This is a genomic window from Xanthomonas sp. WHRI 6108, from assembly GCF_040202385.2.
GTDB lineage: Bacteria > Pseudomonadota > Gammaproteobacteria > Xanthomonadales > Xanthomonadaceae > Xanthomonas > Xanthomonas arboricola.
In genome coordinates this window covers 3,672,058-3,697,909 of record NZ_CP168198.1, presented here as the reverse complement: position 1 = coordinate 3,697,909, position 25,852 = coordinate 3,672,058, and the positions used below count along the sequence as shown (strand labels likewise).

Below are 25,852 nucleotides of genomic sequence, written 5' to 3'. Positions count from 1 at the left end.
CCGTCAATGGCAGGCGCCGATACAATGCGCGTTCGTTTTCAGTGTTGATGGAGTCGCCATGTCCCAGATCATCCATACCGACCAGGCGCCTGCCGCCATTGGCCCGTATTCCCAGGCCGTGCGTGCCGGCAACACGGTGTATTTCTCCGGGCAGATCCCGCTGGATCCGGCCACCGGCGAGATCGTGCCGGGCGATGTCGGCGTGCAGGCACGCCGCGCGTTCGACAACCTCAAGGCGGTGGCCGAAGCCGCCGGTGGCTCGCTCGACAAGATCGTGCGGTTGGGCCTGTACCTCACCGATCTCGGTCAGTTCGCCGCCGTCAACGCAGTGATGCAGGAGTATTTCCAGGCGCCGTTCCCGGCGCGTTCGACCATCGAGGTCTCCGGCCTGCCCAAGGGTGCCGGCTTCGAGGTCGACGCGGTGATGGTGCTCGACTGATCCAGCTCGGCTGACTCGAGCGCCCTGCCGTGCCGCGCGCAGCGACCGTCACCCCGCGCCTGGCCGTCGCAGGCCAGGCCTCGCTTGCCAGCCTGCCCGGCGTCGGCCCCAAGGTGGCCGAGAAATTCGCTGCGCGCGGCATCTCGACGCTACAGGATCTGTGGCTGCATCTGCCGTTGCGCTACGAAGACCGCACCCGGCTGACCACGATCGCGCAGTTGCAGAGCGGCGTGCCGGCGCAGATCGAAGGGCGTGTGGATGCGGTGGAGCGCGGCTTCCGTTACCGGCCGGTGTTGCGGGTGGCGGTCTCGGACGAGTCGCATGGCAGCGTGGTGCTGCGCTTCTTCCATTTCCGCGCGGCGCAGGTCGCGCAGTTCGCACCAGGCACGCGGCTGCGGGTGTTCGGCACGCCCAAGCCGGGACAGAACGGCTGGGAAATCGTGCACCCCAGTTACCGCGTGCTGGCACCGGGCGAGGATGCCGGGCTGGGCGACAGCCTGGATCCGGTCTATCCGGTGCTGGAAGGCGTGGGCCCGGCCACGTTGCGCAAACTCATCGGCCAGGCGCTGGAGCGCTTGCCGGCCGAGGCCGCGCTGGAATTGCTGCCGCCGCATTGGCTGCAGGACGAACAACTACCCTCGCTGCGCAGCGCGCTGCTGACCATGCATCGCCCGCCGGTGAACACCGACCCGCAGCAGCTGCTCGCAGGCGGGCATCCGGCCCAGCAACGCCTGGCGATCGAAGAACTATTGGCGCATCAGCTCAGCCTGCGTCGCCAGCGCATCGCCTTGCAGCGCTTCCGCGCACCGCTGCTGCCTGGCAACGGCACCCTGGTGCGGCAACTGCGCGCGGCGTTGCCGTTCCAGCTTACCGGTGCGCAGCAGCGCGTGTTCGCGCAGATTGCCCGCGATCTGGCAAAACCGTCGCCGATGCTTAGGTTGGTGCAGGGCGATGTCGGCAGCGGCAAGACCGTGGTCGCCGCATTGGCGGCGATGCTGGCGGTGGAGCAGGGCAAGCAGGTCGCACTGGCAGCGCCGACCGAGCTGCTGGCCGAGCAGCACCTGACCAATCTGCGTGGCTGGCTGGAACCGCTGGGCGTGCGCATCGTCTGGCTGGCCGGCAAGGTCACCGGCAAGGCTCGCGCCGCGGCGATGGCCGAGGTGGCCTCCGGCCAGGCGCAGGTGGTGGTCGGCACCCACGCCTTGATGCAGGACGCGGTGGTCTTCCACGATCTGGCGCTGGCCATCATCGACGAGCAGCACCGCTTCGGCGTGCATCAGCGCCTGGCCTTGCGCGACAAGGGTGCGGCCGCCGGCAGCGTGCCGCATCAGTTGGTGATGACCGCCACGCCGATCCCGCGCACCCTGGCGATGTCCACCTATGCGGATCTGGATGTCTCGGCCATCGACGAGCTGCCGCCCGGGCGCACGCCGGTGCAGACCATCGTGCTCAGTGCCGAGCGCCGGCCGGACCTGGTCGAGCGCATCCGCGCCGCCTGCGCCGAAGGGCGTCAGGCGTACTGGGTCTGCACCTTGATCGAAGAAAGCGAAGAGCCCGGCAAGGGCGCGCCCCCCGGTGGCCCGCCGAGGATCGAGGCCCAGGCGGCGGAGGCCACCTTCGAAGCGCTGTCCGCGCAATTGCCCGGCGTGCGCGTGGCGCTGGTGCACGGGCGCATGAAGGCGGCGGAAAAACAGAAGGCGATGCTGGATTTCAAGCAGGGCCTTACCGATCTGCTGGTCGCCACCACGGTGATCGAGGTCGGCGTGGACGTGCCCAACGCCTCGCTGATGATCATCGAGAATGCCGAGCGCCTGGGTCTGGCGCAGTTGCATCAGTTGCGCGGCCGGGTCGGTCGCGGCGCGGCCGCGTCCAGCTGCGTGCTGCTGTACCAGGCCCCGTTGTCGATGATGGCGCGGCAACGCCTGGAAACCATGCGGCAGACCAACGACGGCTTCGTGATCGCAGAAAAGGATCTGGAGCTTCGCGGTCCTGGCGAATTGCTGGGCACGCGGCAGACCGGCCTGGCCAGTTTCCGCATCGCCGATCTCACCCGCGATGCCGGGCTGCTGCCGCGCGTGCAGGTGCTCGCCGAACGGCTGCTGGCCGAAGCGCCGGACATTGCCGACCGCGTGGTCGCGCGCTGGATCGGCAGCGCGGTGCGTTATGCCGCTGCTTGAGTGGCGGGGATTGGGGATTCGGGATTGGGGATTCGTCAGAGCCAGGTCGCTGCGATCTGGATGGGTAACCGATTCGCGTGCCTCGCCGATCCTTGCGAAGATGCGGCAACGAATCCCGAATGACCAATCTCCGATCCCATGACCAAAAAGATACCGCTGCTGATCGACACCGACCCGGGCGTGGACGACGCGCTGGCCTTGCTGATGGCCTTCAACGACACCCGGCATGAGGTCGTTGGGCTGACCATCGCCGCCGGCAACGTGGGCCTGGAGCACACCGTGCGCAACGCCTTGAAGGTGTGCGAGATTGCCGGGCGCGACGATGTGCCGGTCTATGCGGGCTGCCCGCAGCCGCTGCTACATCCCTCGGTGGACGCGGCGCATGTGCATGGCATCGACGGCTTCGGCGATGTCGGCCTGGCGCCGGCCAAGCGCACTGCCGAGACCGAGCACGCCGCGCTGGCCATCCTGCGCCTGTCGCACGAATACGCCGGCGAGCTGCTGCTGGTCGCGCTCGGTCCGCTGACCAATCTGGCCCTGGCCCTGACGCTGGATCCGACCCTGCCGCAGCGCGTGGCGCGGCTGGTGGTGATGGGCGGGGCGCTGACCGGGCACGGCAACATCACCGCCGCGGCCGAATTCAATATCGGCTTCGACCCGGAAGCGGCACATATCGTATTCCGCGGTTTTCCGCAGTTCGACGTGGCCGACTGGGAAGCCACCATCGCGCACGGGCTGCTGCATCGCGATGTCGAGCAATGGCTGGCGGCCGACTCCGCGCAGGCGCGGTTCTACGAAGAGATTTCGCGCAAGACCCGGCTGTGGTCCGAAGACAGCCGTGGCGAGCACTGGTACGCCGCCGACGCGCTGGCGATGGCGTTCGCGCTGCATCCGGAGGGCGCGCAGCGGCTGGAGCAGCGGCCGGTGCATATCGAGCTGACCGGTACGCACACCCGCGGCATGACCCTGGTGGACTGGGAGCGCCGGGATGGCACCCCCGACAATGCCAACCTGCTGCTGGACTACGATCGCCCGCAATTCTTCGGCCTGGTTGCCGCGGCTCTGGCGGCGGGTTAAGGCGATCTTGCGCCGGGCGTCTGGAGGCCGCTATAATGCCCGGCTTATCCAGGCAGCCCGGCGCCAAGTCCATGAAAGATAACGTTCATCCCAGCTACAACGACGTCGTCTTCCACGACGTGACGTCCGATTTCAAGATTCTGACCCGTTCCACCATGAGCTCGAAAGAGACCGTGAAGTGGGAAGACGGCCAGGAATACCCGCTGATCAAGGTGGATATCTCCTCGGCCTCGCACCCGTTCTATACCGGCAAGCACAAGGTGATCGACACCGGCGGCCGGATCGACAAGTTCCAGAAGCGCTACGCGCGCTGAGCTTGCAGGACGGGCTGTACCGGCAGCGGCCGCGCATTGCGCGGCCGTTGTTTTTTGGGCGGCGGCAACTTCGTTTTCACGCCTTCGACGGGGCGTCTACGACTTCTGTCCAAGCGACGGCCAAAATGTTGCTGTGCGATAATGACGTGATCCGGGGCGATGCCCTGGACTTCCATCACGTGCCTGCCCATTTGGTGACAGGCGCCTTCCACTGAAGGAGCGTACACAGTGTCCGATCTTGATCAGGTCACGCTCAACGCCGGCGACAAGTCGGTCGTTCTGCCGGTTCTCAAGCCCACGCTTGGCAATGATTGCGTCGATATTTCAAAGCTGACCAAAGAAACCGGTCTGTTCACCTACGACTCGGGCTTTACCGCCACCGCCAGCTGCAAGTCGGCAATTACCTACATCGATGGCGACAACGGCGTGCTGCTGTATCGCGGCTACCCGATCGAACAGTTGGCCGAGAAGTCCAGCTTCCTCGAAGTCTCGTATCTGCTGATGAACGGCGAGCTGCCGACCGCGGACGAATTCAAGAAGTTCGACCACGAAGTCACGCATCACACGATGATGCACGAGTCGCTGAAGAACTTCCTCGGTGGCTTCCGCCATGACGCCCACCCGATGGCCATGCTGGCCGGTTCGGTCGCCTCGCTGTCGGCGTTCTACCACGACACCCTGGACCTCAACGATCCGGAGCAGCGCCGCCAGGCCGCCATCCGTCTGATCGCCAAGGTGCCGACCCTGGCTGCTGCCGCGTACCGCTATTCGATCGGCTGGCCGATCCGCTACCCGCGCAACAACCTCAACTACGTCGACCGCTTCCTGCACATGATGTTCGAAGTGCCGAGCGAGCCGCTGGAGATCAATCCGGTGGTGGCCAAGGCGCTGGATCTGCTGTTCATCCTGCATGCCGATCACGAGCAGAACGCCTCGACCTCGACCGTGCGTCTGGTCGGTTCGACCGGTGCCAACCCGTACGCCTCGGTCGCAGCGGGCATCACCGCGCTGTGGGGCCCGGCACACGGTGGCGCCAACGAAGCCGTGCTGAAGATGCTGGAAGAGATCGGCACCGCCGACAACGTCGAGTCGGCCGTGGCCAAGGCCAAGGACAAGAACTCCTCGTTCCGCCTGATGGGCTTCGGTCATCGCGTCTACAAGAACTTCGACCCGCGCGCCAAGATCATCCGCGAGATGACCCACAAGGTGCTGGGCGAACTGGGCGTCAACGATCCGCTGCTGGAAGTGGCGCTGAAGCTGGAAGAAGCCGCGCTGAAGGACGACTACTTCGTGCAGCGCAAGCTGTACCCGAACGTCGACTTCTACTCGGGCCTGATCTACAAGGCACTGAACATCCCGGTGGAAATGTTCACCGTGATGTTTGCCATTGCACGCACCGCCGGCTGGGTGTCGCATTGGCTGGAGCAGCAGGTCGACCCGGAAATGAAAATCGGCCGTCCGCGCCAGATCTACACCGGCTACGACAAGCGCGACTACACCGACGCCGGCCAGCGCTAAGCGCCTGCGGTTGTCTGCTTGAACGAACGCCCCGCATTGCGGGGCGTTTGCTTTTGCGGGTTGGCGTTGTGGTCAGTGGTCACGCGTCATGGCGTGCTGCGCTCAGCGCGTGCGCGGCAGGGCGTGGCCACCATCCTCTTCTGCCAACAACTGACGCAACTGGGCGGCCGAGGCGCGCTGCATCGGTTTTTCGTCCAGCTGCGACAGCGGTGCCTGGCGCAAGGCATCGTACGGCAGCACGGTCAGGTCGAAGCTCAGTTCCTCGGCACTGAACAGCCAGACCGGGAACTCGGCCGTGCGCTCGCGGTCCAGGCGCAGCCGGCGCGTACGCGATTCGGCCGGAATACGGTGTTCTTCCAGAAAGCGCTGCACGGCGTCGGCATCGTCGCTGTGCAACTGCAACTGCACCGGCGCATTGGCGTCGGCTGTGCCATCGAGCACCGGGCCGGCCAGGCGCGGCTGGAACGGGCTAAGAAACTCCAGCGCGCGCAATGCGGCTTCGCGGCGTTGGCGCAGCCGCAGCCCGTGCGCAGGCCCGGCGAACAGGCGCTGGTGCTCGCGCAACGCATCTTCGATCTCGCGGTTGCGCGGCAGCGATGCGTCGTCGTGGATGCCTAGCCGGCTGGCCGCCTTGAGCTTGGCCTGATGAAAATCACGGATGCCACCCTCGGCCATCAGCCGGGCCGCTTCGTGCGCCAGGCGATGGCGACGTTCTCGGGTTCGCGTATCGGCGTGTTCGCGCGCGTGATGCATGACCGGGCTCCCCTAATGAACCTGGTTCGACTCTACAACAGCGGCATGAAGAGGTGGCGAATGCCCCGGTGTCTCCCTGCAAGGGCAATCACGCAATGGCGATTGCCCGGCCCCTTCTGCTGCAACCGGAAACAGTCGATGCCACGAACCCGATCGGGGAATCGGGCGGACGAAGCCGTTCCGATTCCCCAATCCCCAATCCCGAATCCCGAATCCCGAATCCCGAATCCCGGCCCTCAAAAGATATCGAAGGCCTTCTCGTCCTGCTGTTCCTGCAGGCCGTAGTCGTAGTCCTGCAGGCGATCCAGGTCCTCGTTCTTCACCCATTCCACCGCACCATTGATGGTGGCCTGGGTCATGCCGTCGGGCGGATCGTTGGCGGCGATCGGCTTGTCCTTCAGCGCCACGCGCATGTAGTCGATCCAGATCGGCAGTGCCGCCTTGCCGCCGTACTCGCGATAGCCGAGCGAACGGAAGTCGTCGCGACCCACCCACACCGTGGTGGCGTAGGGGCCGCCGAAGCCGGAGAACCAGGCGTCGCGGTGATCGTTGGTCGAGCCGGTCTTGCCGCCGACGTCCTCACGCCCCAGCACCTTGGCCGCGGTGCCGGTGCCGCGCTGGACCACGTCGCGCATCATCGAGACCAGCTGGTAGGCGGTACGCTCGTCGATGGCGCGCGGCGCGATCTTGGTTTCGGCAGTGGCTGCCGGGGCGGTCTCCGCCGGCGTGGCCGGCGTCGCCGTGGTCGGTTCGATCGACTTGGGCAGCGCGGGGGCGCCGAAGTTGAAGCCGTCCACCACCTGGCTCACCGGCGCGACATTGCCGCCCTGCAGGGCGCAGGTACGGCAGGCCACCGCCGGCACTTCCTTGAAGACTACATTGCCGTCGCGGTCCTTGACCTCGTCCACGATCCAGGTCTCCACCCGCGAGCCGCCATTGGCGAACACCGCATAGCCACGCGCGACCGACAACGGCGTCAGCGAAGCCGTGCCCAGCGACATCGACAGGTTGGGCGGCAGCTCGGCTTCCTGGAAGCCGAACTGGCTGATGTACTTGCGCGCAAAATCGACGCTGATCGCATCCAGTAAGCGGACCGAGACCAGATTGCGCGATTGCACCAGTGCCTCGCGCAAGCGCATCGGGCCGCGGAAGCCACCGCCGTCGTTCTGCGGCGACCAGGTCTTGCCGCGGCGGTCGCGGAACACCACCGGCGCATCGAGCACGATCGAGGCCGGGTTGAAGCCCTTCTCGAACGCGGCCGCATACACGAACGGCTTGAAGCTGGAGCCCGGCTGGCGGCGTGCCTGGGTGGCGCGATTGAACTTGTTGCCGGCGAAGCTGAAACCGCCGACCAGCGCGCGCAGGGCGCCGCTGTTGGCATCCAGCGACACCAGCGCGGCCTGGCCGCGCGGCAACTGGTCGATGATCCACTCGCCGTCCTTCTCGCCGGCGCGGATGCGGGTCAGGTCGCCGCGCGTCAGCAGCTTGGCCGGCGTCTTGTTGGTCCAGCGACTGGCGCTGGCCGGCAGGGTCAGCTCGGTCTTGTCGCTCTGCACGACGGTCACGCCGCCGTCGGCATTGGTGCGTGCCACGATCACCGCGCGCAGGCCGCCCTGGGTGAACACACCCGACAGATGCTTGGCCAGTGCCGCGGCATCCGCATCGGCGGCGACATCGAAATGCTGCTCCACCCCATGCCAGCCATGCCGGTGGTCGTACAGGCGCAGACCTTCGGCAACCGCCGCATCGGCGCCGGTCTGCAGCGTGGCATCGATGGTGGTGGTGACGTGGTAACCCTTGTTGAGCACATCGCCGCCGTACTTGGCGATCATTTCCTGGCGCACCAGCTCGGCCACGTACGGGGCGTAGACCTCGACCGGCGGCTCGTGCGGCTTGGCGTGCATCGGCACCGCCTTGGCGGCGTCGGCTTCGGCCTGGCTGACAAAGCCCAGGTCGGCCATGCGTTGCAGCACGTAGTAATCGCGGCGCTCCTGCGCGCGTTCCGGATTGCTGATCGGGTTGCCGCTGGACGGGAACTTGGGGATGCCGGCCAGCGAGGCCATCTCGTCCAGGCTCAACTCGCTCATCTTCTTGCCGTAGTAGTACTCGGCCGCAGCACCCACGCCGTAGGCGCGATTGCCGAAGAAGCTCTTGTTGAGATACAGCTCGAAGATCTCGTCCTTGCTCAGCTCACTCTCGATCTTGCGCGCCAGCAGGATCTCGGCGAGCTTGCGGGTGTAGCTGTATTCGGAGCTGAGGAAGAACTGCCGTGCCACCTGCTGGGTGATGGTCGAACCACCCGGCACGCGCTTGGCATCGGTGCTGGCCAGCAGCCACACCGCACGGGCGATGCCCTTGTAGTCCACGCCGCCGTGTTCGTAGAAGCGCGCATCCTCCGTCGCCAGGAAGGCCTGCTTCAGGCGCAGCGGCACGTCCTTCATCTGGATGGGGTAGCGCCGGGTCTCGCCATAGACGGCCATCAGGCGGCCGTCGCTGGAATAGACGTACATCGGCTCCTGCAGCTCGACCTGCTTGAGCGACTGCACGTCCGGCAACTTGGAGGAAATGGCGTAATACAGGCCGCCGGCAGCAATAGCGCCAAGCAGGGCGAGCACCACGAACGCGGCCAGGATCCAGCCCAGCCAACGGCGAATACGGGGCATGTAAGAGAGATTCCGATTGCAGATTTCTTGGTCACAGAGTATAGATGACGCCGGGTTTGGCTGGGGCCGAACTCTGGGGATCGCAGGAAACAGCACTGGGGTCACGTCGCGGGGCCATTGCCATGCGCGTGAAGGGCTTGTCACCTGTTAAAATTTAATTATTAATACGAGGGCGCAGACAAGCGTCCAAGTGCCCATCGGCAGGGGAGTTTCCGTGGGGCTTCTACCCAAGAGTCAATCGCCACTGATTGGTGTCGATATCAGTTCCACTGCGGTCAAGCTCTTGCAGCTGTCGCGCAGCGGGAACCGTTTCCGCGTGGAGCATTACGCGGTGGAACCGTTGCCGCCGAATGCGGTCGTGGAAAAGAACATCGTCGAGGTCGAGGCGGTCGGCGAAGCGATTCGTCGCGCCATCAACCGTTCCGGCAGCAAGGCCAAGAACGCCGCAGCCGCGGTGGCCGGGTCGGCGGTGATCACCAAGCTGATTCCGATGCCGGCCGATCTGGACGACAGCGATCTGGAAGCCCAGGTCGAACTGGAAGCCACCAACTACATTCCGTACCCGATCGAGGAAGTCAATCTCGACTTCGAGGTGCTCGGCCCGATGCCCAACAGCCCGGACATGGTCCAGGTGCTGCTGGCGGCCTCGCGCTCTGAGAATGTGGAACTGCGCCAGTCCGCGTTGGAACTCGGTGGCCTGACCGCCAAGGTCATGGACGTGGAGGCCTTCGCGGTCGAGAACGCCTTCGCCCTGGTCGCCAGCGAGTTGCCGGTGGCCGCCGATGCGGTGGTTGCGCTGGTGGACATCGGCGCGACCATGACCACGCTGAGCGTGCTGCGCTCCGGTCGCAGCCTGTATAGCCGCGAGCAGGTCTTCGGCGGCAAGCAGCTCACCGACGAGGTGATGCGCCGTTACGGGTTGACTTACGAGGAGGCCGGCCTGGCCAAGCGTCAGGGCGGCTTGCCGGAGAGCTACGAGGTCGAAGTGCTGGAGCCGTTCAAGGAGGCGACGGTGCAGCAGATCAGCCGCTTGCTGCAGTTCTTCTACGCGGGCAGCGAATTCAATCGCGTCGACTGCATCGTGTTGGCCGGCGGCTGCGCTGCGCTGTCGCGCTTGCCGGAAATGGTGGAAGAGCAGCTCGGCGTGACCACCGTGGTCGCCAACCCGCTTGCGCAGATGACGCTGGGCCCGAAGGTCCAGGCCCACGCGCTGGCGCTGGATGCGCCTGCATTGATGATCGCCACCGGCCTGGCCCTGAGGAGCTTTGACTGATGGCAAGAATCAATCTTTTGCCCTGGCGTGCCGAGCGCCGGAAGGCGCGCGAGCGTGAGTTCTATTCGATGCTGGGCTTCGCCGCGTTGGGCGGCGTGCTGCTGTCGGTCCTGATCTGGTTCTACTACGACGCGCAGATCAGCGGCCAGACCGAGCGCAATGCGTTCCTGACCGCCGAGATCGACAAGGTCAAGGCGCAGAACGAAGAGATCAAGGAGCTCGACAAGAAGAAGGACCGCCTGCTCGCCCGCAAGAAGGTGATCGAGGAACTGCAGGCCAATCGCTCGCAGATGGTGCATCTGTTCGATTCGCTGGTGCGCACCATCCCCGATGGCGTGGCCTTGACCAACATTAAGCAGGACGGCGACATCCTGACCCTGGAAGGGCGTTCGCAGTCCAACGCGCGCGTCAGTACCTATATGCGCAACCTGGAAGGCTCGGGCTGGATGACCAATCCGGACCTGTCGATCATCGAGGCCAAGAGCCAGGACAAGGCTGGGCAGCCCGCGGGACCGTCGATGGACACCAAGACGCTGCCGTACGTGTTCACGCTCAAGGTCAAGCTGGCCAATCCGAACGAGGCCGACAAGAACGGCACCGCACCGGTCGATGCGCAAGCGCCGGGTGCAACGCCAGCCGGTACGGCCCCTGCGGGCGCGCCAGCGGCGGCACCTGCAGCACCTGCGCCTGCCACGTCGCCGGCCGCTGCTCCTGCACCCGTGCAGCCAGCGCCGGCGTCCGCCAATCGGCCGCAGGAGGGGGCGGCGTCATGAGTAAGAAAGCATTCAAGCTCAGCGATCTGGATTTCAACAACATCGGCGGCTGGCCGCAGCAGGCACGCATCGTGTTCTGCGTGGTGGTCGGCCTGTTCATCATGGTGCTGGCCTGGTTCCTGTTGATCAGCGGCAAGCGCGATGAACTCGAAGGCCTGGAAGGCACAGAAACGCAGCTGCGCACCGAGTTCGAGACCCAGCAGGGCCGCGCGGTGAATCTGGAGCCGCTCAAGCAGCAGCTCGCGCAGATGGAGCAGGTACTGCAGCAGATGCTGCGGCAGCTGCCCAGCAAGACCGAAATGCCGGATCTGATCATCGACATCTCGCAGACCGCGCTGTCCAGCGGCCTGTCCAACGAGTTGTTCCAGCCGGGCCCGGAATCGCCGAAGGAGTTCTACGCCGAAAAGCCGATCGCCTTGCGCATGGTGGGCAGTTATCACCAGTTCGGTGCCTTCGTCAGCGGTGTGGCGTCGTTGCCGCGCGTGGTGATCCTGACCATGCACGACATCAACCTCAAGCCGAGGGACCCCAAGGCCGGCATCACCCCGCGCGGGGCGCTGGAACTGTCCGGCACGGTCAAGACCTATCGTTATCTTGACGATGAGGAAATGGCAGAGCAGGAGAAGGCCGCGGCCGACGCTGCGAAGAAGGGCGGCCAATGACCATGAAACTGCTCAAGATCCTGTCCTGCGTGGCGTTAATTGCTGTATTGCCGGCGTGTACGCGCGGGGTGACCAGCACACCGGGCGATGCGCCGAACCTGGAAGCCTGGGTCGCCGAAGTGCGCGCACGGCCGGCGCCGCCGTTGGAGCCATTGCCGGTGATGCAGCAGTTCGAGACGTTCGAATATGCGGCGCAGTCGATGCGCGACCCGTTCAGCGATGCCTGGGTCAGCGCCGAAGGCGGCAACGGCACGCGTCCGGATCCGAACCGGCGCAAGGAGCCGTTGGAAGCCTATCCGCTCGACGCCCTCGACATGGTGGGGACCATTGGCGGTGGCTCGGGCCTGGTTGCGCTGGTCATGGCACCCGACAAGGTGACCTACCGGGTGCGGCCGGGCGTGTATCTGGGACAGAGCGATGGCCGGGTCACCGGGGTCTACGAAGACCGCATCGAGCTGATTGAACTTGTGCCGGACGGTGCGGGCGGATGGCTTGAACGGCCGGCCGCGCTCGCATTGGATGATCAATAAAGTGATAGGGGATAGCACGATGACGTTTTCCAATGCCCGGCGGCTGCGTCCGGTTCGACGCCACGCGGTATTCCAGGCCTGCGCGATGGGGTTCGCGCTGGCGCTGGCGAGCGGTAGCGCGTTCTCGGCGGCGGCACTGAAGCAGCCTGTGCAGGACCCGGCCAAGACCGCTCCGGCGAGCCTGGCGGTGTCCAAGATCGATTTCAAACGTGGTGAGGATGGCGCTGGCCGTCTGATCCTGCAGTTCGACGGCCAGGGCGCCAGCCCGGATCTGCGCACGCAGGGCGACAACGTGCTGGTCGACATCAGCAACGCACGCCTGCCTGCCGAACTGCAGCGCCCGCTCAACGTCACCGACTTTGCAACGCCGGTGCAGCGCGTCGAGGTCAAGCCGTCGGGCTCGGGGTCGCAGCTGGTGCTGTCGACCAAGGGCGCGTTCGATTCGCTGGCCTACCAGACCGGCAACGAATACGTGGTCGAAATCACTCCGCGCAAGGGCCAGCCTGCGGTCGGTGGCGTCAGCGCCGCAGCCGTCACCCAGGCCGCCGCACAGATCGCTGCGCGCGGTTACAGCGGCCGCCCGGTGACGTTCAACTTTCAGGACGTGCCGGTACGCACCGTGCTGCAGCTGATCGCCGAGGAATCCAACCTCAATATCGTCGCCTCCGATACCGTGCAGGGCAATGTCACGCTGCGCCTGATGAACGTGCCGTGGGACCAGGCGCTGGACATCGTGCTGCGCGCCAAGGGCCTGGACAAGCGCCGCGACGGCGGCGTGGTGTGGGTCGCCCCGCAGCCGGAGCTGGCCAAGTTCGAGCAGGACAAGGAAGACGCCCGCATCGCGATCGAGAACCGCGAGGATCTGATCACCGATTACGTGCAGATCAACTACCACAATGCGGCCGTGATCTTCAAAGCGCTGACGGAGGCCAAGGGGATTGGTGGCGGTGGTGGTGGTCAGGGTGGACAAGGCGGCGCAGGGCAGCAGGACAACGGATTTTTGTCGCCTCGCGGACGCCTGGTTGCCGACGAACGCACCAACACCCTGATGATCAGCGATATTCCAAAGAAGGTCGCGCAGATGCGCGAGCTGATTTCGCATATCGATCGGCCGGTGGATCAGGTGCTGATCGAAAGCCGCATCGTGATCGCGACCGATACGTTTGCACGTGACTTAGGTGCGCGGTTTGGAGTCACCGGTGCGACGGGGCGGGGCATTTTGAGTGGCTCGCTGGAAAGTAACGTCAACTACCTCAACACCTCTGCGCAAGCTGCTCTGGAACGCGCTAATGGCGGCACACAGACGACGTTGCCGGCGCATCTGTTTCCGTCCGGGCTGAACGTCGATCTTGGGGCTGGCGGCTTCACGAACAGCGGCGCAGCAGGTCTCGCCTACACCCTATTGGGTTCCCACTTCAACCTGGATATCGAGCTGTCGGCGATGCAGGAAGAAGGGCGCGGCGAAGTCGTTTCCAATCCGCGTATCGTGACCGCCAACCAGCGTGAGGGTGTGATCAAGCAGGGCCGCGAAATCGGCTACGTGACCATCAGTGGCGCGGGCGCTGCAGGTGGCGGGTCGCAGGCCAATGTGCAGTTCAAAGAAGTTCTGCTTGAACTCAAGGTGACGCCGACGATTACCAATGACAACCGCGTTTTCCTGAACATGAATGTTAAAAAGGACGAAGTGGCACGCTTCATTACCTTGCCGCAATACGGCACCGTGCCGGAAATCAATCGCCGGGAAGTCAATACGGCAGTGTTGGTGGCCGATGGCGAGACGGTGGTGATCGGCGGTGTGTACGAATTCACGGACCGTGAGAGCGTGTCGAAGGTGCCGTTCCTGGGAGACATCCCGTTCCTGGGCAATCTGTTCAAGAAGCGTGGGCGCAGCAAGGAAAAGGCTGAGTTGCTGGTTTTCGTCACTCCGAAGGTGTTGCGAGTGGCAAGCGCAGCGCAATAAGCGCAACCCATGAGAAAAGAGGGCCGCGAAAGCGGCCTTCTTCTTTTCCAGGTCTGCTCGAGTGATGCCCATGGCGCATGCAAACGTCATCTGCGCCAGGTGGCATGCGCGCCTCATCCATCCAGATGTCTATCACTCAAGCCCGCCTGCGATGTTCACCGGGATATTCACCCACGGTGTGGCCGGCCGTGGAGAGCATGAACCCGGTCACTCACTGAACATCTTTCCGCTTCGTAGTGAACCAATTACATTCGAATCGGTCACACTGGTCCTATGAACGCACCGCCGCTGTTGCCCCCAGAAGCCGCTGCCGCGCCCGCCCAGGACCGGTTGCATCGTCAATTCACCCTGCTGCGCGAGTCGCTGGCGCAGCGCATCGTGGGCCAGTCCGCGCTGGTCGAACGATTGCTGATCGCCCTGCTGGCCGACGGGCACCTGCTGGTCGAGGGCGCGCCCGGGCTGGCCAAGACCACCGCGATCCGCGCGCTGGCCTCGCGGCTGGAGGCGGATTTCGCGCGGGTACAGTTCACCCCCGACTTGCTGCCCTCCGATCTGACCGGCACCGAGATCTGGCGGCCGCAGGACAGCCGGTTCGAGTTCATGCCCGGGCCGATCTTCCATCCGATCCTGCTGGCCGACGAGATCAATCGCGCGCCGGCCAAGGTGCAGTCGGCACTGCTGGAGGCGATGGGTGAGCGTCAGGTCACCGTCGGGCGGCATACCTATGCGCTGCCGCAGCTGTTCCTGGTGATGGCCACGCAGAACCCGATCGAGCAGGAAGGCACGTTCCCGTTGCCCGAGGCGCAGCTGGATCGCTTCCTGATGCACGTGCGTATCGGCTACCCACAGGCCGATGCCGAGGCGGAGATCCTGCGTCTGGCACGTGAGGCCGCGCGCGACACCCTGGAAAAGCACGAGCCGGTACCCGACAAGATCCCGCTGGAAGATGTCTTTGCCGCGCGTCGGGTGGTGCTGGACGTGCATCTGGCGCCGCAGCTGGAGCGCTACCTGATCGAGATCGTGCTCGCGTCGCGCGATGCGCAGCGCTACGACCCGGCATTGGCGCGGCGGATTGCCTGGGGCGCGAGCCCGCGTGGGTCGATCGCACTGGAGCGCTGCGCACGGGCGCGTGCATGGCTGGCCGGGCGCGACTACGTGACCCCGGACGATATCCGCGCAATTGCGCCGGATGTGCTGCGTCATCGCGTGCTGCCCAGCTACGAAGCCACTGCCGAAGGCTGGGATGGCGAGCGTCTGGTCGCCGCCTTGCTGGAAAAGATTCCGCTGCCCTGATCGGGTAGCGTGTCGCCGAGGTATGCCGTCCTCTGACCAGAATCCGATGTCTTCGATGCCGTCTTCTTCCCCTGTCACCGCTCCGGCGTCGATCGCCGGCGATGGACTGCGGCCGACGCTGACGGAGCTGATCGCGCTGCGTGGCACCACGACCCATCGCGGGCAGCCAGGGCGTGGCCGCCACGGGCTGGTGGGGCCGGTGCCGGCGGCAACGCGTGGGCGCGGGATGGAATACGCCGAGTCGCGCGAGTACGTGGCCGGCGACGATGCGCGGCATATCGACTGGCGCGTCACCGCGCGTACCGGGCGCGCGCACACCAAATTGTTCCAGGCCGAGCGCGAACGCTTGAGCCTGATTGTGGCCGATACCGCACCGGCGCTCTTCTTCGGCACGCGGGTGCGCTACAAATCGGTACAGGCCGCCCGTGCCGGCGCCGTCGCGGCGTGGCTGGCGCAGCGGCAGGGCGACCGGATCGCCGCGCTGCGTGGCACTGCCAGCGAAGCGCCGATTGCACCGCGCTCGGGTCAACGCGGCGTGTTGCCGGTGCTGGATGCGTTGGCGCGCTGGTACACGCAGCCGCCGTCCGGCGATGCGGGCCTGGAGGTGGCACTGGACCATGCCGCGCGGCTGCTGCGCCCGGGTGCGCGGCTGACCGTGCTGGCCGATGCGCGCAGCGCCAGCAGGATTTCTGCCACGCGCTGGTCGGGCCTGGCCTTGCATCACGAGGTGGTGGTGATCGTGCTGGTCGACCCGCTGGAGCTGGCGCCACCGGCCCGCGCACTCAGCTTCGATGTGCGCGGCGAGCGCATCGCGATCGATCTGTCCACGCAGGCCGGACGCGCGCGTTGGCAGGCCGAATTCGTGGCGCCGCTGGAACAATTGACCGCGGTCCTGCAGGCACGCGGTGTGCGCTTGCATCGGCTGTCCACCGACGACGCCAGCGATGCCTGGTTGGGCGGCAGCAGCGCCGTGCGGAGCCGATGACGATGTCGCCGCAATCGCTGCCGCTACGCGATGTCCATCTGCCGCCGTCGCCGTCGTGGTGGCCGCTGGCGCCGGGCTGGTGGCTGGTGATCGCGGCAGTGGTCCTGGTGCTTGGCAGCGCATGGTGGTGGTGGCGTCGCCGTCGTCAGCAGCAGCGGCGCTGGCTGGCGGCATTCGATGCCGAGCTGCAGCGCGCAACGACTCCTGCGCAGCGTCTGGCCGCGTTGTCGGTGTTGCTGCGACGCGCAGCGCGCAGCGTCGATGCGCAGGCCGACCGGCTGCAGGGCGAGGCATGGCTGCAGTTTCTGGACGGGCACAAGAGCAAGACGCAGGCCTTTTCGCAGGGACCGGGGCGCGCGCTGCTGGACGGCGGTTTTCAACGCACGCCGGCGGTGACCGATCTGGATGCGGTGCAGGCGCTGGTGCGGCAGCGGTTTCTGAGTCTGATGCGAGGCCGGCGATGAACTGGCTGCAATGGTCGCAGTGGCAGGATGCGCTGGCGCACTGCGCATGGCCGTGGGCATGGTGGTTGATGCCGCTGCCGTTACTGATGTGGTTCTGGCCGCAGCGCAGCGCCGATACCGCGGCGCTGCGCGTGCCTTACGCCGATCAACTGCATGCAGTTGCACAGGCAAACAGGGCACCGGTACTGCGGGTGCCGCGCTGGCTTGCCTGGCTGGGCTGGTTTTTCCTGTGCGCGGCGCTTGCGCGCCCGCAACAATTGGGCGATGTGATCCAGCCGCCGCGCGAGGCGCGGCAGATGATGCTGGCGGTGGATCTGTCCGGCAGCATGAGTGAGCCGGACATGGTGCTCGGCGGCAATGTGGTGGATCGCCTAACCGCCGCCAAGGCGGTGTTGTCGGACTTTCTGGATCGTCGCGACGGCGATCGGGTCGGCTTGCTGGTGTTCGGTCAGCGCGCCTACGCGTTGACGCCGTTGACCGCCGACCTGACCTCGGTACGCGACCAGTTGGCCGACAGCGTGGTGGGACTGGCCGGGCGCGAGACGGCGATCGGCGATGCGATCGCGTTGTCGGTCAAACGGCTGCGCGAACAGAAGCAGGGCCAGCGCGTGGTGGTGTTGCTCACCGACGGCGTCAACACCGCAGGCGTGCTCAATCCGCTCAAGGCCGCCGAGCTTGCCAAGGCCGAAGGCGTGCGCGTGCATACGATCGCCTTCGGCGGCAATGGCGGCTATTCGTTGTTCGGCGTGCCGATTCCGGCCACGGGCAACGACGATATCGACGAAGACGGCTTGCGCAAGATCGCCGCGCAAACCGGTGGACGCTTTTTCCGTGCCCGCGATACCGAAGAACTGGCAGGCATCTATGCCGAGCTGGATCGGCTGGAGCCGGTCAAGGCGCTCGGCCCCTCGGTGCAGCCGCGCGTGGAACGCTATTACTGGCCGTTGGGCGCTGCCATCGTGATTGCGCTGCTGGCCTATGTGTTGCCGCGGAGATGGCGATGAACGCGCTGACCGAACTGGCAGGCTGGCTGCAGTCGCTGCATCTGCTGCGCCCGGGTCTGCTGTGGGCGCTGTTGGCAATCGTGCCGGCGGCAGTGCTGTGGCAGTTGCGTCGACGCGCTGCGGACGTGTGGCGGCAAAGCGTGGATGCCCATCTGTTGCCGACCCTGCTGGTGTCCGGCAGTCGGCGGGGATGGCTGGGATTCGTACTGGCTGCGCTGACCTATGCGCTGGCGGTGCTGGCGATGACCGGGCCGAGCTGGCGGCAGACCGAGCGGCCGGTGTATCACTCCAGCATGCCGCTGGTGGTGGCGCTGGATCTGTCTTCCAGCATAACCGCCAACGACCTGCCACCATCGCGTCTGCTGCAGGCGCGGGCCAAGTTGGCCACGTTGTTGCGCAAGCGGGCCGGTGGCGAAGTCGCATTGCTGGTCTATGCGGGCGAGAGTTTCACCGTTGCGCCGTTGACCGAAGACACCGCCAATGTGGCGTTGTTCCTGGATGCGCTGTCGCCATCGGTGATGCCGGTGGACGGCAAACGCGCCGATGCGGCGATCGACGCGGCCACGCAGTTGCTGCTGCAGGCGGGTTTCAAGCAGGGCGACATCCTGCTGGTCAGCGACAGCGCCGATCGCGCGGCCGGAAGTTCTGCACGGTTGGCGCGCTCGCGTGGATTCAGCGTGTCCGCGCTCGGCGTGGGGAGCACGCGCGGCGCGGCCTATCGCACCACGACCGGTGAGATTGCGCAGACACGGCTGGATGAAGGCAGCCTGCGCGATCTTGCCGGGCAGGGCGGTGGTCGCTATGCGCGCATCACCGCCGACGATACGGACCTGCGTGCGCTGGGTGTGCTCGATCCGGCGCAACAGCCGCTGGCCGATGAAGCTGCCGAGTCCACCGGCGGCAAGACCTGGCTGGACGAGGGCTACTGGCTGCTGCTGCCGGTGATGCTGTTGGCACTGCTGGCGTTCCGGCGGCGTACGGTTGTGGCGATCCTGGCCCTGGTGTGCGTGTTGCCATTGGCCCAACCCGCGCATGCTGCCGACGGCACCTTGTGGCAACGCGCCGATCAGGTGCAGCAGCAACGCCTGGATGCCGGCGTGCAGGCGTATCGCAAGGGCGATTTCGCCGCGGCACAAAAAGCCTTCGAAAATGTGCCCACCGATGAGGGTTTGTACAACCTCGGCAACGCGCTGGCCAGGCAGGGCCAGTACGACGAAGCGATTGCAGCTTACGACCGGGCACTCAAGCAACATCCGGATCAGCCCGACGCCATCGCCAATCGTGCGGCGGTGGAGGCGGCGCGCAAGCGTCAGCAGCAGAACAATAAAGACGGCAAGGGCAAGGACGGCAAGGGCCAGTCCGACGACCAGAAACAATCCGGTCAGAACGGCTCCGGCCAGAATCAGTCCGGGCAGAACAAGCAGAACGATCCAAAGCCTGGCCAGGACGGGCAAGGCAAGCAGGATGCGCAAGGCAAACAGGACGGCAAGGATCAGCCGTCTGCACAGACGCCGCAGGACGCAGCCTCGCAGAACCAGCAGTCCAAAAACGGCCAGGGCGAGCAGAGCAAGCAGGACGCAGCGCCGCAATCGGCCGATGCCAAGGCGCAGCAGCAGGCCGATGCCGCGCAGCGGCAAAAGATGCAGCAGGCGATGGCGCAGGCTGGCGACAAGGGCGCCGATGCAAACGGCAAGCAGGCTGCTGCGGCATCGGCGAATGAAACGCCGGAGCAACGCGAGCAACGCCAGGCAGTGGATGCCTGGTTGCGGCGGGTGCCGGATGATCCGGGCAGCCTGCTGCGCACCAAATTCAGGCTGGAACACGAACGCAGGCAACGGGACGGACGATGATCGGCACACACCATTTGCGCCGCGCGGCGATCGGCATGTTGACCAGCGTGATGCTGCTCTCCTGTGCACCGGTGGGTGCCGTCACGCGCGCGTGGCTGGACCGCGACAGCGCCAATGCCGGCGACGTGGTGATGCTGAATATCGAAACCGATCAACGCGGTGTCGATCCGGATTACACGCCGTTGCGCAACGATTTCGCGCTGGGGGCCAAGAGCGCCAACCAGCAGATGCAGGTGACCAATGGGTCGGTGACGGTGCGCGCGCTGTTCGGTGTGGTGCTGACGCCGCGCAAGAGCGGCGAGCTGATCGTGCCGGCGATCCGCGTGGGTAACGAGCGCACCGAACCGTTGCGGTTGCAGGTGGGCGCGTCGGCAAGCGATGCCGGCAGCAGCGCGTCAGGCGCAGCAGCGGCGGCGCAAGGCAACGAGGATGCCTTCGTCCAGACGCAGGTGGACGATCCGCAGCCCTATGTGCAGCAAAGTGTGGGCGTGGTGGTGCGGCTGTATTTCGCCACGCAGCTGGCGTCCGGCGAGCTGGATCTGGAAGCGCCCGATGGTGCATCGCTGCAGCGCATCGGCGACGACGTCAGTTCGGTCAAGGTACTCAATAACCGCCAATACAACGTGGTCGAGCGGCGCTATCTGCTGGTGCCCGAGCGCAGCGGCCGGCTGGTGTTGCCGTCGGCGCGCTTCAATGGTCGCTCGGTCGGCGGCTTCTTCGACGACTATTTTGGTCGTGGCAACGGCGAGCTGAGCGCACGCAGCGCCAGCATCCCGCTGCAGGTACGCGCACAACCGGCCAACGCGCCGCAGCCGTGGTTGCCGCTGCGCAGCCTGCAGTTGCGGTATACGACCACGCCGCAGCTCGCCACCGCCGGTGAAGCGGCACAGCTCGTGGTGGAGGCCAGCGCACGCGGCGCCACCCAGGCGCAGTTCCCCGAATTGCCGACCCCGAGCGTGCCCGACGCGCAGGTGTTCGCCGAGCCGCCGCAATACGAAGAACGCTTCGTGGATGGCTCGCCGCAGCTGCGGCTGACCCGCCGCTATTCGATCGTGCCCAACCGCGCCGGCCCGCTGGTGGTGCCCGGCTTGCAGGTGGCGTGGTGGGATGTGGGTGCGGCGGCAGCCAAGACCGCGGCGTTGCCGGACCTCACACTGGACGTGGCGGCAGGCAGCGGCGCGTTTGCGGCGCCCGCGCCAACGCCTGCAGCCAATCCATCACCGGATAACGCTGCGCCAACCGTTGCGGCTGGCACGCTGAGTCTGCAGCAGGCTGCGGCCACGCAACGGCCTTGGGGCTGGATCGCTGCGGCGATCGGCTTTGCGCTGCTGTGGATTGCCACCCTGGTGTGGGCCTTGTTACGGCGTCGGGGCGGTTCGCACGGCGCGCCGGTGATCAATGCCAGCGATGCAGCTGCGCCCGGCCGGCGTGTGACGCACGGTGTGGCCGAGCTGCGACGCGCGCTCGATACCGGCGGCATGGACGACGTGGCCGCGGTGCTGTGCGGCATGGCCGGCGTTACCGATATCGACAGCGTGCTGGCAGCGTTGAGCGACCCGGCGCAGCAGGCGGCGGTGGCGCAGATGCAGCGCGCCCGCTGGGGCGGCGATGGCGACGTGACCAGTGCACGTTCGGCATTGCGCGAGGCCTTTGCCAAAGGCCCGCGTTGGCGACATGCCACAGCTGCGGAGCCGGAGGTCTTGGCGCCGCTGTATCCGCCGGCGCCTTGATCGGTTTCGCTGCATCGGCAGCGGGGACAGGGGCAGGTCCTTCATGAACAGCATGCTGCGCCTCGCGTTGACGTGTTGATTCCGGTTGCATTCTGACTTCTTCACCTGTGCAGCCTGAAGCGAGGCGTTGGGTCTGTGACTTCGCTGCAGGGCCCTTGCCCGCCCACCCTCGCGGGACACGCCGCAAGTACGTCCCTGTAGGCTCTTACGCGGCATCCATGCCGCGTAAGGTCCCGCGACGGTGAGCGGGCAAGGACCCGTCGGGATGGTCGGTGTGCACGGTTGCAAGCAAGAGCTCATGGCCGGATTCCACGGCGTCCCAAAGGCGTTTGGGCATCGCGCCTCGGTACAGGCAGTTCCAAATATCGGCTGTGCCCGCCCCACAATGAGCGCGCCAGATGTGTTGAACGCTCCAGCGCCCGTATCGGCTGACGTGGAGGTGCACCTACCCTCGGGCAGGCGCACCGCGGCAGGCCGGGTAGGTGGCCGCTTCGATGGCGTTTGTTAAGCTCCGGGGCTTGTGTCCAGATCAAGGCCCGACCAGATGACTGCATCCCCCGCCGCACGCCGCCCGGGCCTGCCCCTGCATTGGAAGATGGGCATTGGCTTCGCCGTCGGTCTGCTGCTGGGTCTGGCCGTCTACTACCTGGCCGGCAGCGATGCCGACTGGGTGCGCGTGGTCACCAAGTACGTCACCACGCCGTTCTCGCAGATCTTCCTCAATCTGATCTTCATGCTGATCGTGCCGCTGCTGTTTTCGGCATTGGTGATGGGCATTTCCGAGATGGGCGACATCCGTGCGCTCGGGCGCGTGGGCTGGCGCACCCTGGGCTACACCGTCGTGCTGTCCGGCGTGGCGGTGTTGCTGGGGCTGGTGCTGGTGAATGCGCTCAAGCCTGGTGCCGGCGTGGACCCGCAGCTGGCCAACCAGTTGATCCAGCAGAACGCCGAACGCACCCGCGAGATCATCTCCAGCTCCGGCACCCAGCCGCAGGGCATGGACATGCTGTTGTCGATCGTGCCCAGCAACGTGATCGCTGCCGCGTCAAGCAACGGCGCGATCCTGTCGCTGATGTTCTTTGCGGTGATGTTCGGCGTGGGCATGGTGCTGACCGCCGACGAAAAAGTGGCCACGCTCAAGCGCGGCATCGAGGGCATCTTCGAAATCTCGATGACCCTGATCGGCTTGGTGATCCGCCTGGCGCCGTATGCGGTGGCCTGTTTCATGTTCAATCTGGCCGCGCTGTTCGGCTTTGATCTGCTGATCCGCCTGGGCGCTTATGTGGGCGTGGTGGTGCTGGCGCTGGGCCTGCACATGGTGGTCAGTTACGGGCTGGCGGTGAAGTTTGCCGGGCGTTCGCCGATCGGCTTCTTCAGGCAGACCCAGGAGGCCACGATGATGGCGTTCTCCACCGCCTCCAGTAACGCGACCCTGCCGACCGCCCTGCGCGTGGCCGACGAGATGGGCCTGCCGCCGCGGGTGTCGCGTTTCGTGCTGACCGTGGGCGCCACCGCCAACCAGAACGGCACTGCCTTGTTCGAAGGGGTGACGGTGATCTTCCTGGCGCAGTTCTTCAACGTGGACCTGAGCATCGGCCAGCAGTTCATGGTGATGCTGGTCTGCATCCTGGGTGGCATCGGTACCGCCGGCGTGCCGTCCGGCTCGCTGCCGGTGGTGGCGCTGATCTGCGCGATGGTCGGGGTCAACCCGGTCGGCATCGGCATGATCCTGGGCGTCAATCATTTCCTGGACATGTGCCGGACGGCGCTGAACGTGACCGGCGATCTGGCGCTGACGACCTTGGTTGCCAAGGGCGAGGAGTAGGGAGTCGGGATTGGGGATTCGTCACAGCGGGCTGCGATCGTCAGGCGCCAGGTTGGTTCTTGCGATGTTGCGACGGTGTCTGACACTGATTGCATCGCTTCCAGCGGACGAGTCTGCCAAGGTCGGCTCCGGCTTCACCAATCCCGAATCCCGAATCCCCAATCCCGGCTCCCTGACGCGCTCTGTGGGAGAATAAGCGTCTCCGCTTCCAGCGGTGTTCCCCTCCGCTTCCATAGACGCCCATGACCCAGCCCACCCGCCGCCAGCTGGCCAACGCCATCCGTTTTCTCGCCGCCGATGCGGTCGAAGCCGCCAAATCCGGCCATCCCGGCATGCCGATGGGCATGGCCGATATCGCCGAAGTGCTGTGGAACGATTTCTTCCGGCACAACCCGAACAACCCGCAGTGGTTCAACCGCGACCGTTTCGTGCTGTCCAACGGCCACGGCTCGATGCTGCAGTACGCGCTGCTGCACCTGTCTGGCTACGACCTGCCGATCGAGCAGCTCAAGCAGTTCCGTCAGCTGCACAGCAAGACTGCCGGTCACCCTGAGCGCAGCGAAACCCCCGGCGTGGAGACCACCACCGGCCCGCTCGGGCAGGGCTTCGCCAATGCGGTCGGGTTCGCGCTGGCCGAGAAGTTGCTGGCGCAGCGCTACAACCGCCCGGAGCTGGAAATCGTCGACCACCGTACCTGGGTGTTCATGGGCGATGGCTGCATGATGGAGGGCATTTCCCATGAAGCCGCCTCACTGGCCGGCACCTGGGGCCTGGGCAAGCTGGTCGCGTTCTGGGACAACAACCAGATTTCCATTGACGGCAACACCGCCGGCTGGTTCAGCGACAACACCCCGGAGCGCTTCGAGGCCTATGGCTGGCATGTGATCCGCGATGTGGACGGACACGACGCCGAGAAGATCAAGGCCGCCATCGAGACCGCGCTGGAGAACACCGACAAGCCCACGCTGATCTGCTGCCGCACCAAGATCGGCTTCGGCGCACCGAGCAAGGCCGGCAAGGAATCCTCGCACGGCGCGCCGCTGGGCAAGGAAGAACTCGAGGGCGCCCGCAAGGCGCTGGAGTGGCCGTACGGCCCGTTCGAGATTCCCGAAGAAATCTACGCCGGCTGGCGCGCAGGTGGCACCGGCACGCTGCGTCAGGCCGAGTGGGAGCAGCTGTTCGACAAGTACGGCAAGCAGTACGCGGCCGAAGCTGCCGAGCTGACCCGCCGCTCGCACGCCGAGCTGCCGGCCGACTTCATCGCCCAGGCCGATGCCTACATCGCCAAGGCGCAGCAGGACGGCCAGACCATCGCCTCGCGCAAGGCCTCGCAGCTGGCGATCGAAGCGTTCGCGCCGTTGTTGCCGGAACTGATCGGCGGTTCGGCCGACCTGGCGCATTCCAACCTGACCTTGTGGAAGGCCAGCAAGTCGGTGGCCACCGATGATCCGGATGCCAACTACGTCTATTACGGCGTGCGCGAGTTCGGCATGACCGCCATCGCCAACGGCCTGGCGCTGCATGGCGGCTTCATTCCGTTCGACGCCACCTTCCTGGTGTTCAGCGATTACGCGCGCAACGGCGTGCGCATGAGCGCGTTGAATCCGGCCCATGCCATCCACGTGTACACGCACGACTCGATCGGCCTGGGTGAGGACGGCCCGACCCATCAGCCTGTGGAACACTTGGCCTCGCTGCGTTACATCCCCAACAACGATGTGTGGCGCCCGGGCGATGCGGTGGAATCGGCGGTGAGCTGGAAGGCCGCCATCACCCGCAAGGACGGCCCGAGCTGCCTGGTGTTCAGTCGCCAGAACCTGCAGCACCAGCCGCGCAGCGCCGAGCAGCTCAAGCTGATCGAGCGCGGCGGTTATGTGCTGGCCGATGCCGAAGGCGGCACGCCCGACGTGATCCTGATCGCCACCGGTTCGGAAGTCGGTCTGGCGGTGGAAGCCAAGCAGACCCTGGACGCGGCCGGGCTGAAGACGCGCGTGGTGTCGATGCCGTCGACCGATGTGTTCGATCGCCAGGATGCGGCCTATCGCGAGTCGGTGCTACCCAATGCGGTGCGCAAGCGCGTGGCGGTGGAAGCGGGCGTGACCGGCTTCTGGCGCAAGTACGTGGGCCTGGATGGCGATGTGGTCGGTATCGACACCTTCGGCGCCTCGGCACCGGCCGATCAGCTGTACGCGTACTTCAAGATCACCGCCGAGCATGTGGTGCAGGCGGCAAAGGCGCTGTAGAAGCGCCGAGTGGCTTCCAATGAAACGCCGGCGAAAGCCGGCGTTTTTGTTTGCGCTGCACGTGGCGACCTTGCATATACGTATCGCCTCGGTCGGGGAAACCGCGGTTCTTGCGGGGGTGGGAAGGTGCCTGGCGTGTTGCGTGAGGATCACCTGGCCGAACGTGCCCGCAAGGCCGGGCAAGCCGACGTGCCTGGTGGCATGCAGGCGGCTTCCTCAGCGCGCGTCGCCCGGGTGGCCGGTGCGCAGGCGTTTGCCCGCCGGGTCGCGGCCGGAGGCCGCTGTGGCGTTCGCTCCCCGCTATCGCGATGCAGGGCGG

At 65.9% G+C, this 25,852-nt stretch carries 20 protein-coding genes; 18 read left to right on the top strand and 2 right to left on the bottom strand.

Annotation, left to right across the window (positions count from 1 at the left end):
- Window positions 1-58: 58 nt before the first annotated feature.
- From ABQ039_RS15535 to ABQ039_RS15515, 5 genes are all read left to right on the top strand, one after another.
- The gene (locus ABQ039_RS15535) at window positions 59-439 is read left to right on the top strand and encodes a RidA family protein (protein WP_024938123.1); all 381 of its coding nucleotides are present in this window, start codon (window positions 59-61) and stop codon (window positions 437-439) included.
- 29 nt (window positions 440-468) lie between these two features.
- Entirely contained in the window at window positions 469-2,616 is a 2,148-nt protein-coding gene (gene recG / locus ABQ039_RS15530) for an ATP-dependent DNA helicase RecG (RefSeq protein ID WP_024938124.1), read from the top strand.
- A gap of 138 nt (window positions 2,617-2,754) precedes the next feature.
- The gene (locus ABQ039_RS15525; RefSeq protein WP_126966769.1) at window positions 2,755-3,693 is read left to right on the top strand and encodes a nucleoside hydrolase; all 939 of its coding nucleotides are present in this window, start codon (window positions 2,755-2,757) and stop codon (window positions 3,691-3,693) included.
- 71 nt (window positions 3,694-3,764) lie between these two features.
- Complete coding sequence (locus ABQ039_RS15520; protein WP_024938126.1) at window positions 3,765-4,007, top strand: type B 50S ribosomal protein L31; 243 nt, start codon at window positions 3,765-3,767, stop codon at window positions 4,005-4,007.
- Between the two features lie 228 nt (window positions 4,008-4,235).
- Window positions 4,236-5,525 (top strand): citrate synthase, encoded by a 1,290-nt coding sequence (locus tag ABQ039_RS15515; RefSeq protein WP_024938127.1) that lies wholly within the window; start codon window positions 4,236-4,238, stop codon window positions 5,523-5,525.
- 102 nt (window positions 5,526-5,627) lie between these two features.
- On the opposite strand, the gene ABQ039_RS15510 is transcribed toward ABQ039_RS15515, so the two are convergent.
- Entirely contained in the window at window positions 5,628-6,278 is a 651-nt protein-coding gene (locus tag ABQ039_RS15510) for a hypothetical protein (protein WP_039519223.1), read from the bottom strand.
- Between the two features lie 236 nt (window positions 6,279-6,514).
- Complete coding sequence (locus ABQ039_RS15505) at window positions 6,515-9,037, bottom strand: penicillin-binding protein 1A (RefSeq protein WP_104576063.1); 2,523 nt, start codon at window positions 9,035-9,037, stop codon at window positions 6,515-6,517.
- 118 nt (window positions 9,038-9,155) lie between these two features.
- On the opposite strand from ABQ039_RS15505, the gene ABQ039_RS15500 reads away from it, so the two are divergent.
- From ABQ039_RS15500 to tkt, 13 genes are all read left to right on the top strand, one after another.
- Window positions 9,156-10,214 carry a pilus assembly protein PilM gene (locus ABQ039_RS15500; protein ID WP_039423791.1) on the top strand — a complete coding sequence of 353 codons (1,059 nt, stop codon included), beginning with the start codon at window positions 9,156-9,158 and terminating at the stop codon, window positions 10,212-10,214.
- On the top strand, window positions 10,214-10,987 hold the full coding sequence (locus tag ABQ039_RS15495; RefSeq protein ID WP_024938131.1) for a PilN domain-containing protein: 774 nt from the start codon (window positions 10,214-10,216) through the stop codon (window positions 10,985-10,987). Before ABQ039_RS15500 ends, ABQ039_RS15495 begins: the two co-directional genes overlap by 1 nt.
- A complete protein-coding gene (locus tag ABQ039_RS15490; RefSeq protein ID WP_024938132.1) occupies window positions 10,984-11,649 on the top strand; it encodes a type 4a pilus biogenesis protein PilO in 666 nt (221 codons plus the stop codon). Before ABQ039_RS15495 ends, ABQ039_RS15490 begins: the two co-directional genes overlap by 4 nt.
- Complete coding sequence (locus ABQ039_RS15485) at window positions 11,646-12,179, top strand: pilus assembly protein PilP (RefSeq protein ID WP_024938133.1); 534 nt, start codon at window positions 11,646-11,648, stop codon at window positions 12,177-12,179. The genes ABQ039_RS15490 and ABQ039_RS15485 overlap by 4 nt, the downstream gene beginning before the upstream one ends.
- Before the next feature lie 19 nt (window positions 12,180-12,198).
- A complete protein-coding gene (locus tag ABQ039_RS15480; protein WP_349777948.1) occupies window positions 12,199-14,139 on the top strand; it encodes a type IV pilus secretin PilQ family protein in 1,941 nt (646 codons plus the stop codon).
- Between the two features lie 273 nt (window positions 14,140-14,412).
- Window positions 14,413-15,432 (top strand): MoxR family ATPase, encoded by a 1,020-nt coding sequence (locus tag ABQ039_RS15475; RefSeq protein ID WP_024938134.1) that lies wholly within the window; start codon window positions 14,413-14,415, stop codon window positions 15,430-15,432.
- 22 nt (window positions 15,433-15,454) lie between these two features.
- Complete coding sequence (locus ABQ039_RS15470) at window positions 15,455-16,417, top strand: DUF58 domain-containing protein (RefSeq protein ID WP_065032776.1); 963 nt, start codon at window positions 15,455-15,457, stop codon at window positions 16,415-16,417.
- Between the two features lie 2 nt (window positions 16,418-16,419).
- A complete protein-coding gene (locus ABQ039_RS15465) occupies window positions 16,420-16,881 on the top strand; it encodes a DUF4381 domain-containing protein (protein ID WP_065032800.1) in 462 nt (153 codons plus the stop codon).
- Window positions 16,878-17,885 (top strand): VWA domain-containing protein, encoded by a 1,008-nt coding sequence (locus ABQ039_RS15460; protein WP_024938137.1) that lies wholly within the window; start codon window positions 16,878-16,880, stop codon window positions 17,883-17,885. Before ABQ039_RS15465 ends, ABQ039_RS15460 begins: the two co-directional genes overlap by 4 nt.
- Entirely contained in the window at window positions 17,882-19,735 is a 1,854-nt protein-coding gene (locus ABQ039_RS15455) for a tetratricopeptide repeat protein (protein ID WP_349777949.1), read from the top strand. The genes ABQ039_RS15460 and ABQ039_RS15455 overlap by 4 nt, the downstream gene beginning before the upstream one ends.
- Entirely contained in the window at window positions 19,732-21,465 is a 1,734-nt protein-coding gene (locus ABQ039_RS15450; RefSeq protein WP_349777950.1) for a BatD family protein, read from the top strand. Before ABQ039_RS15455 ends, ABQ039_RS15450 begins: the two co-directional genes overlap by 4 nt.
- A gap of 544 nt (window positions 21,466-22,009) precedes the next feature.
- Entirely contained in the window at window positions 22,010-23,290 is a 1,281-nt protein-coding gene (locus ABQ039_RS15445) for a dicarboxylate/amino acid:cation symporter (protein ID WP_349777951.1), read from the top strand.
- A gap of 242 nt (window positions 23,291-23,532) precedes the next feature.
- A complete protein-coding gene (gene tkt / locus ABQ039_RS15440) occupies window positions 23,533-25,533 on the top strand; it encodes a transketolase (RefSeq protein WP_349777952.1) in 2,001 nt (666 codons plus the stop codon).
- Window positions 25,534-25,852: the final 319 nt, after the last annotated feature.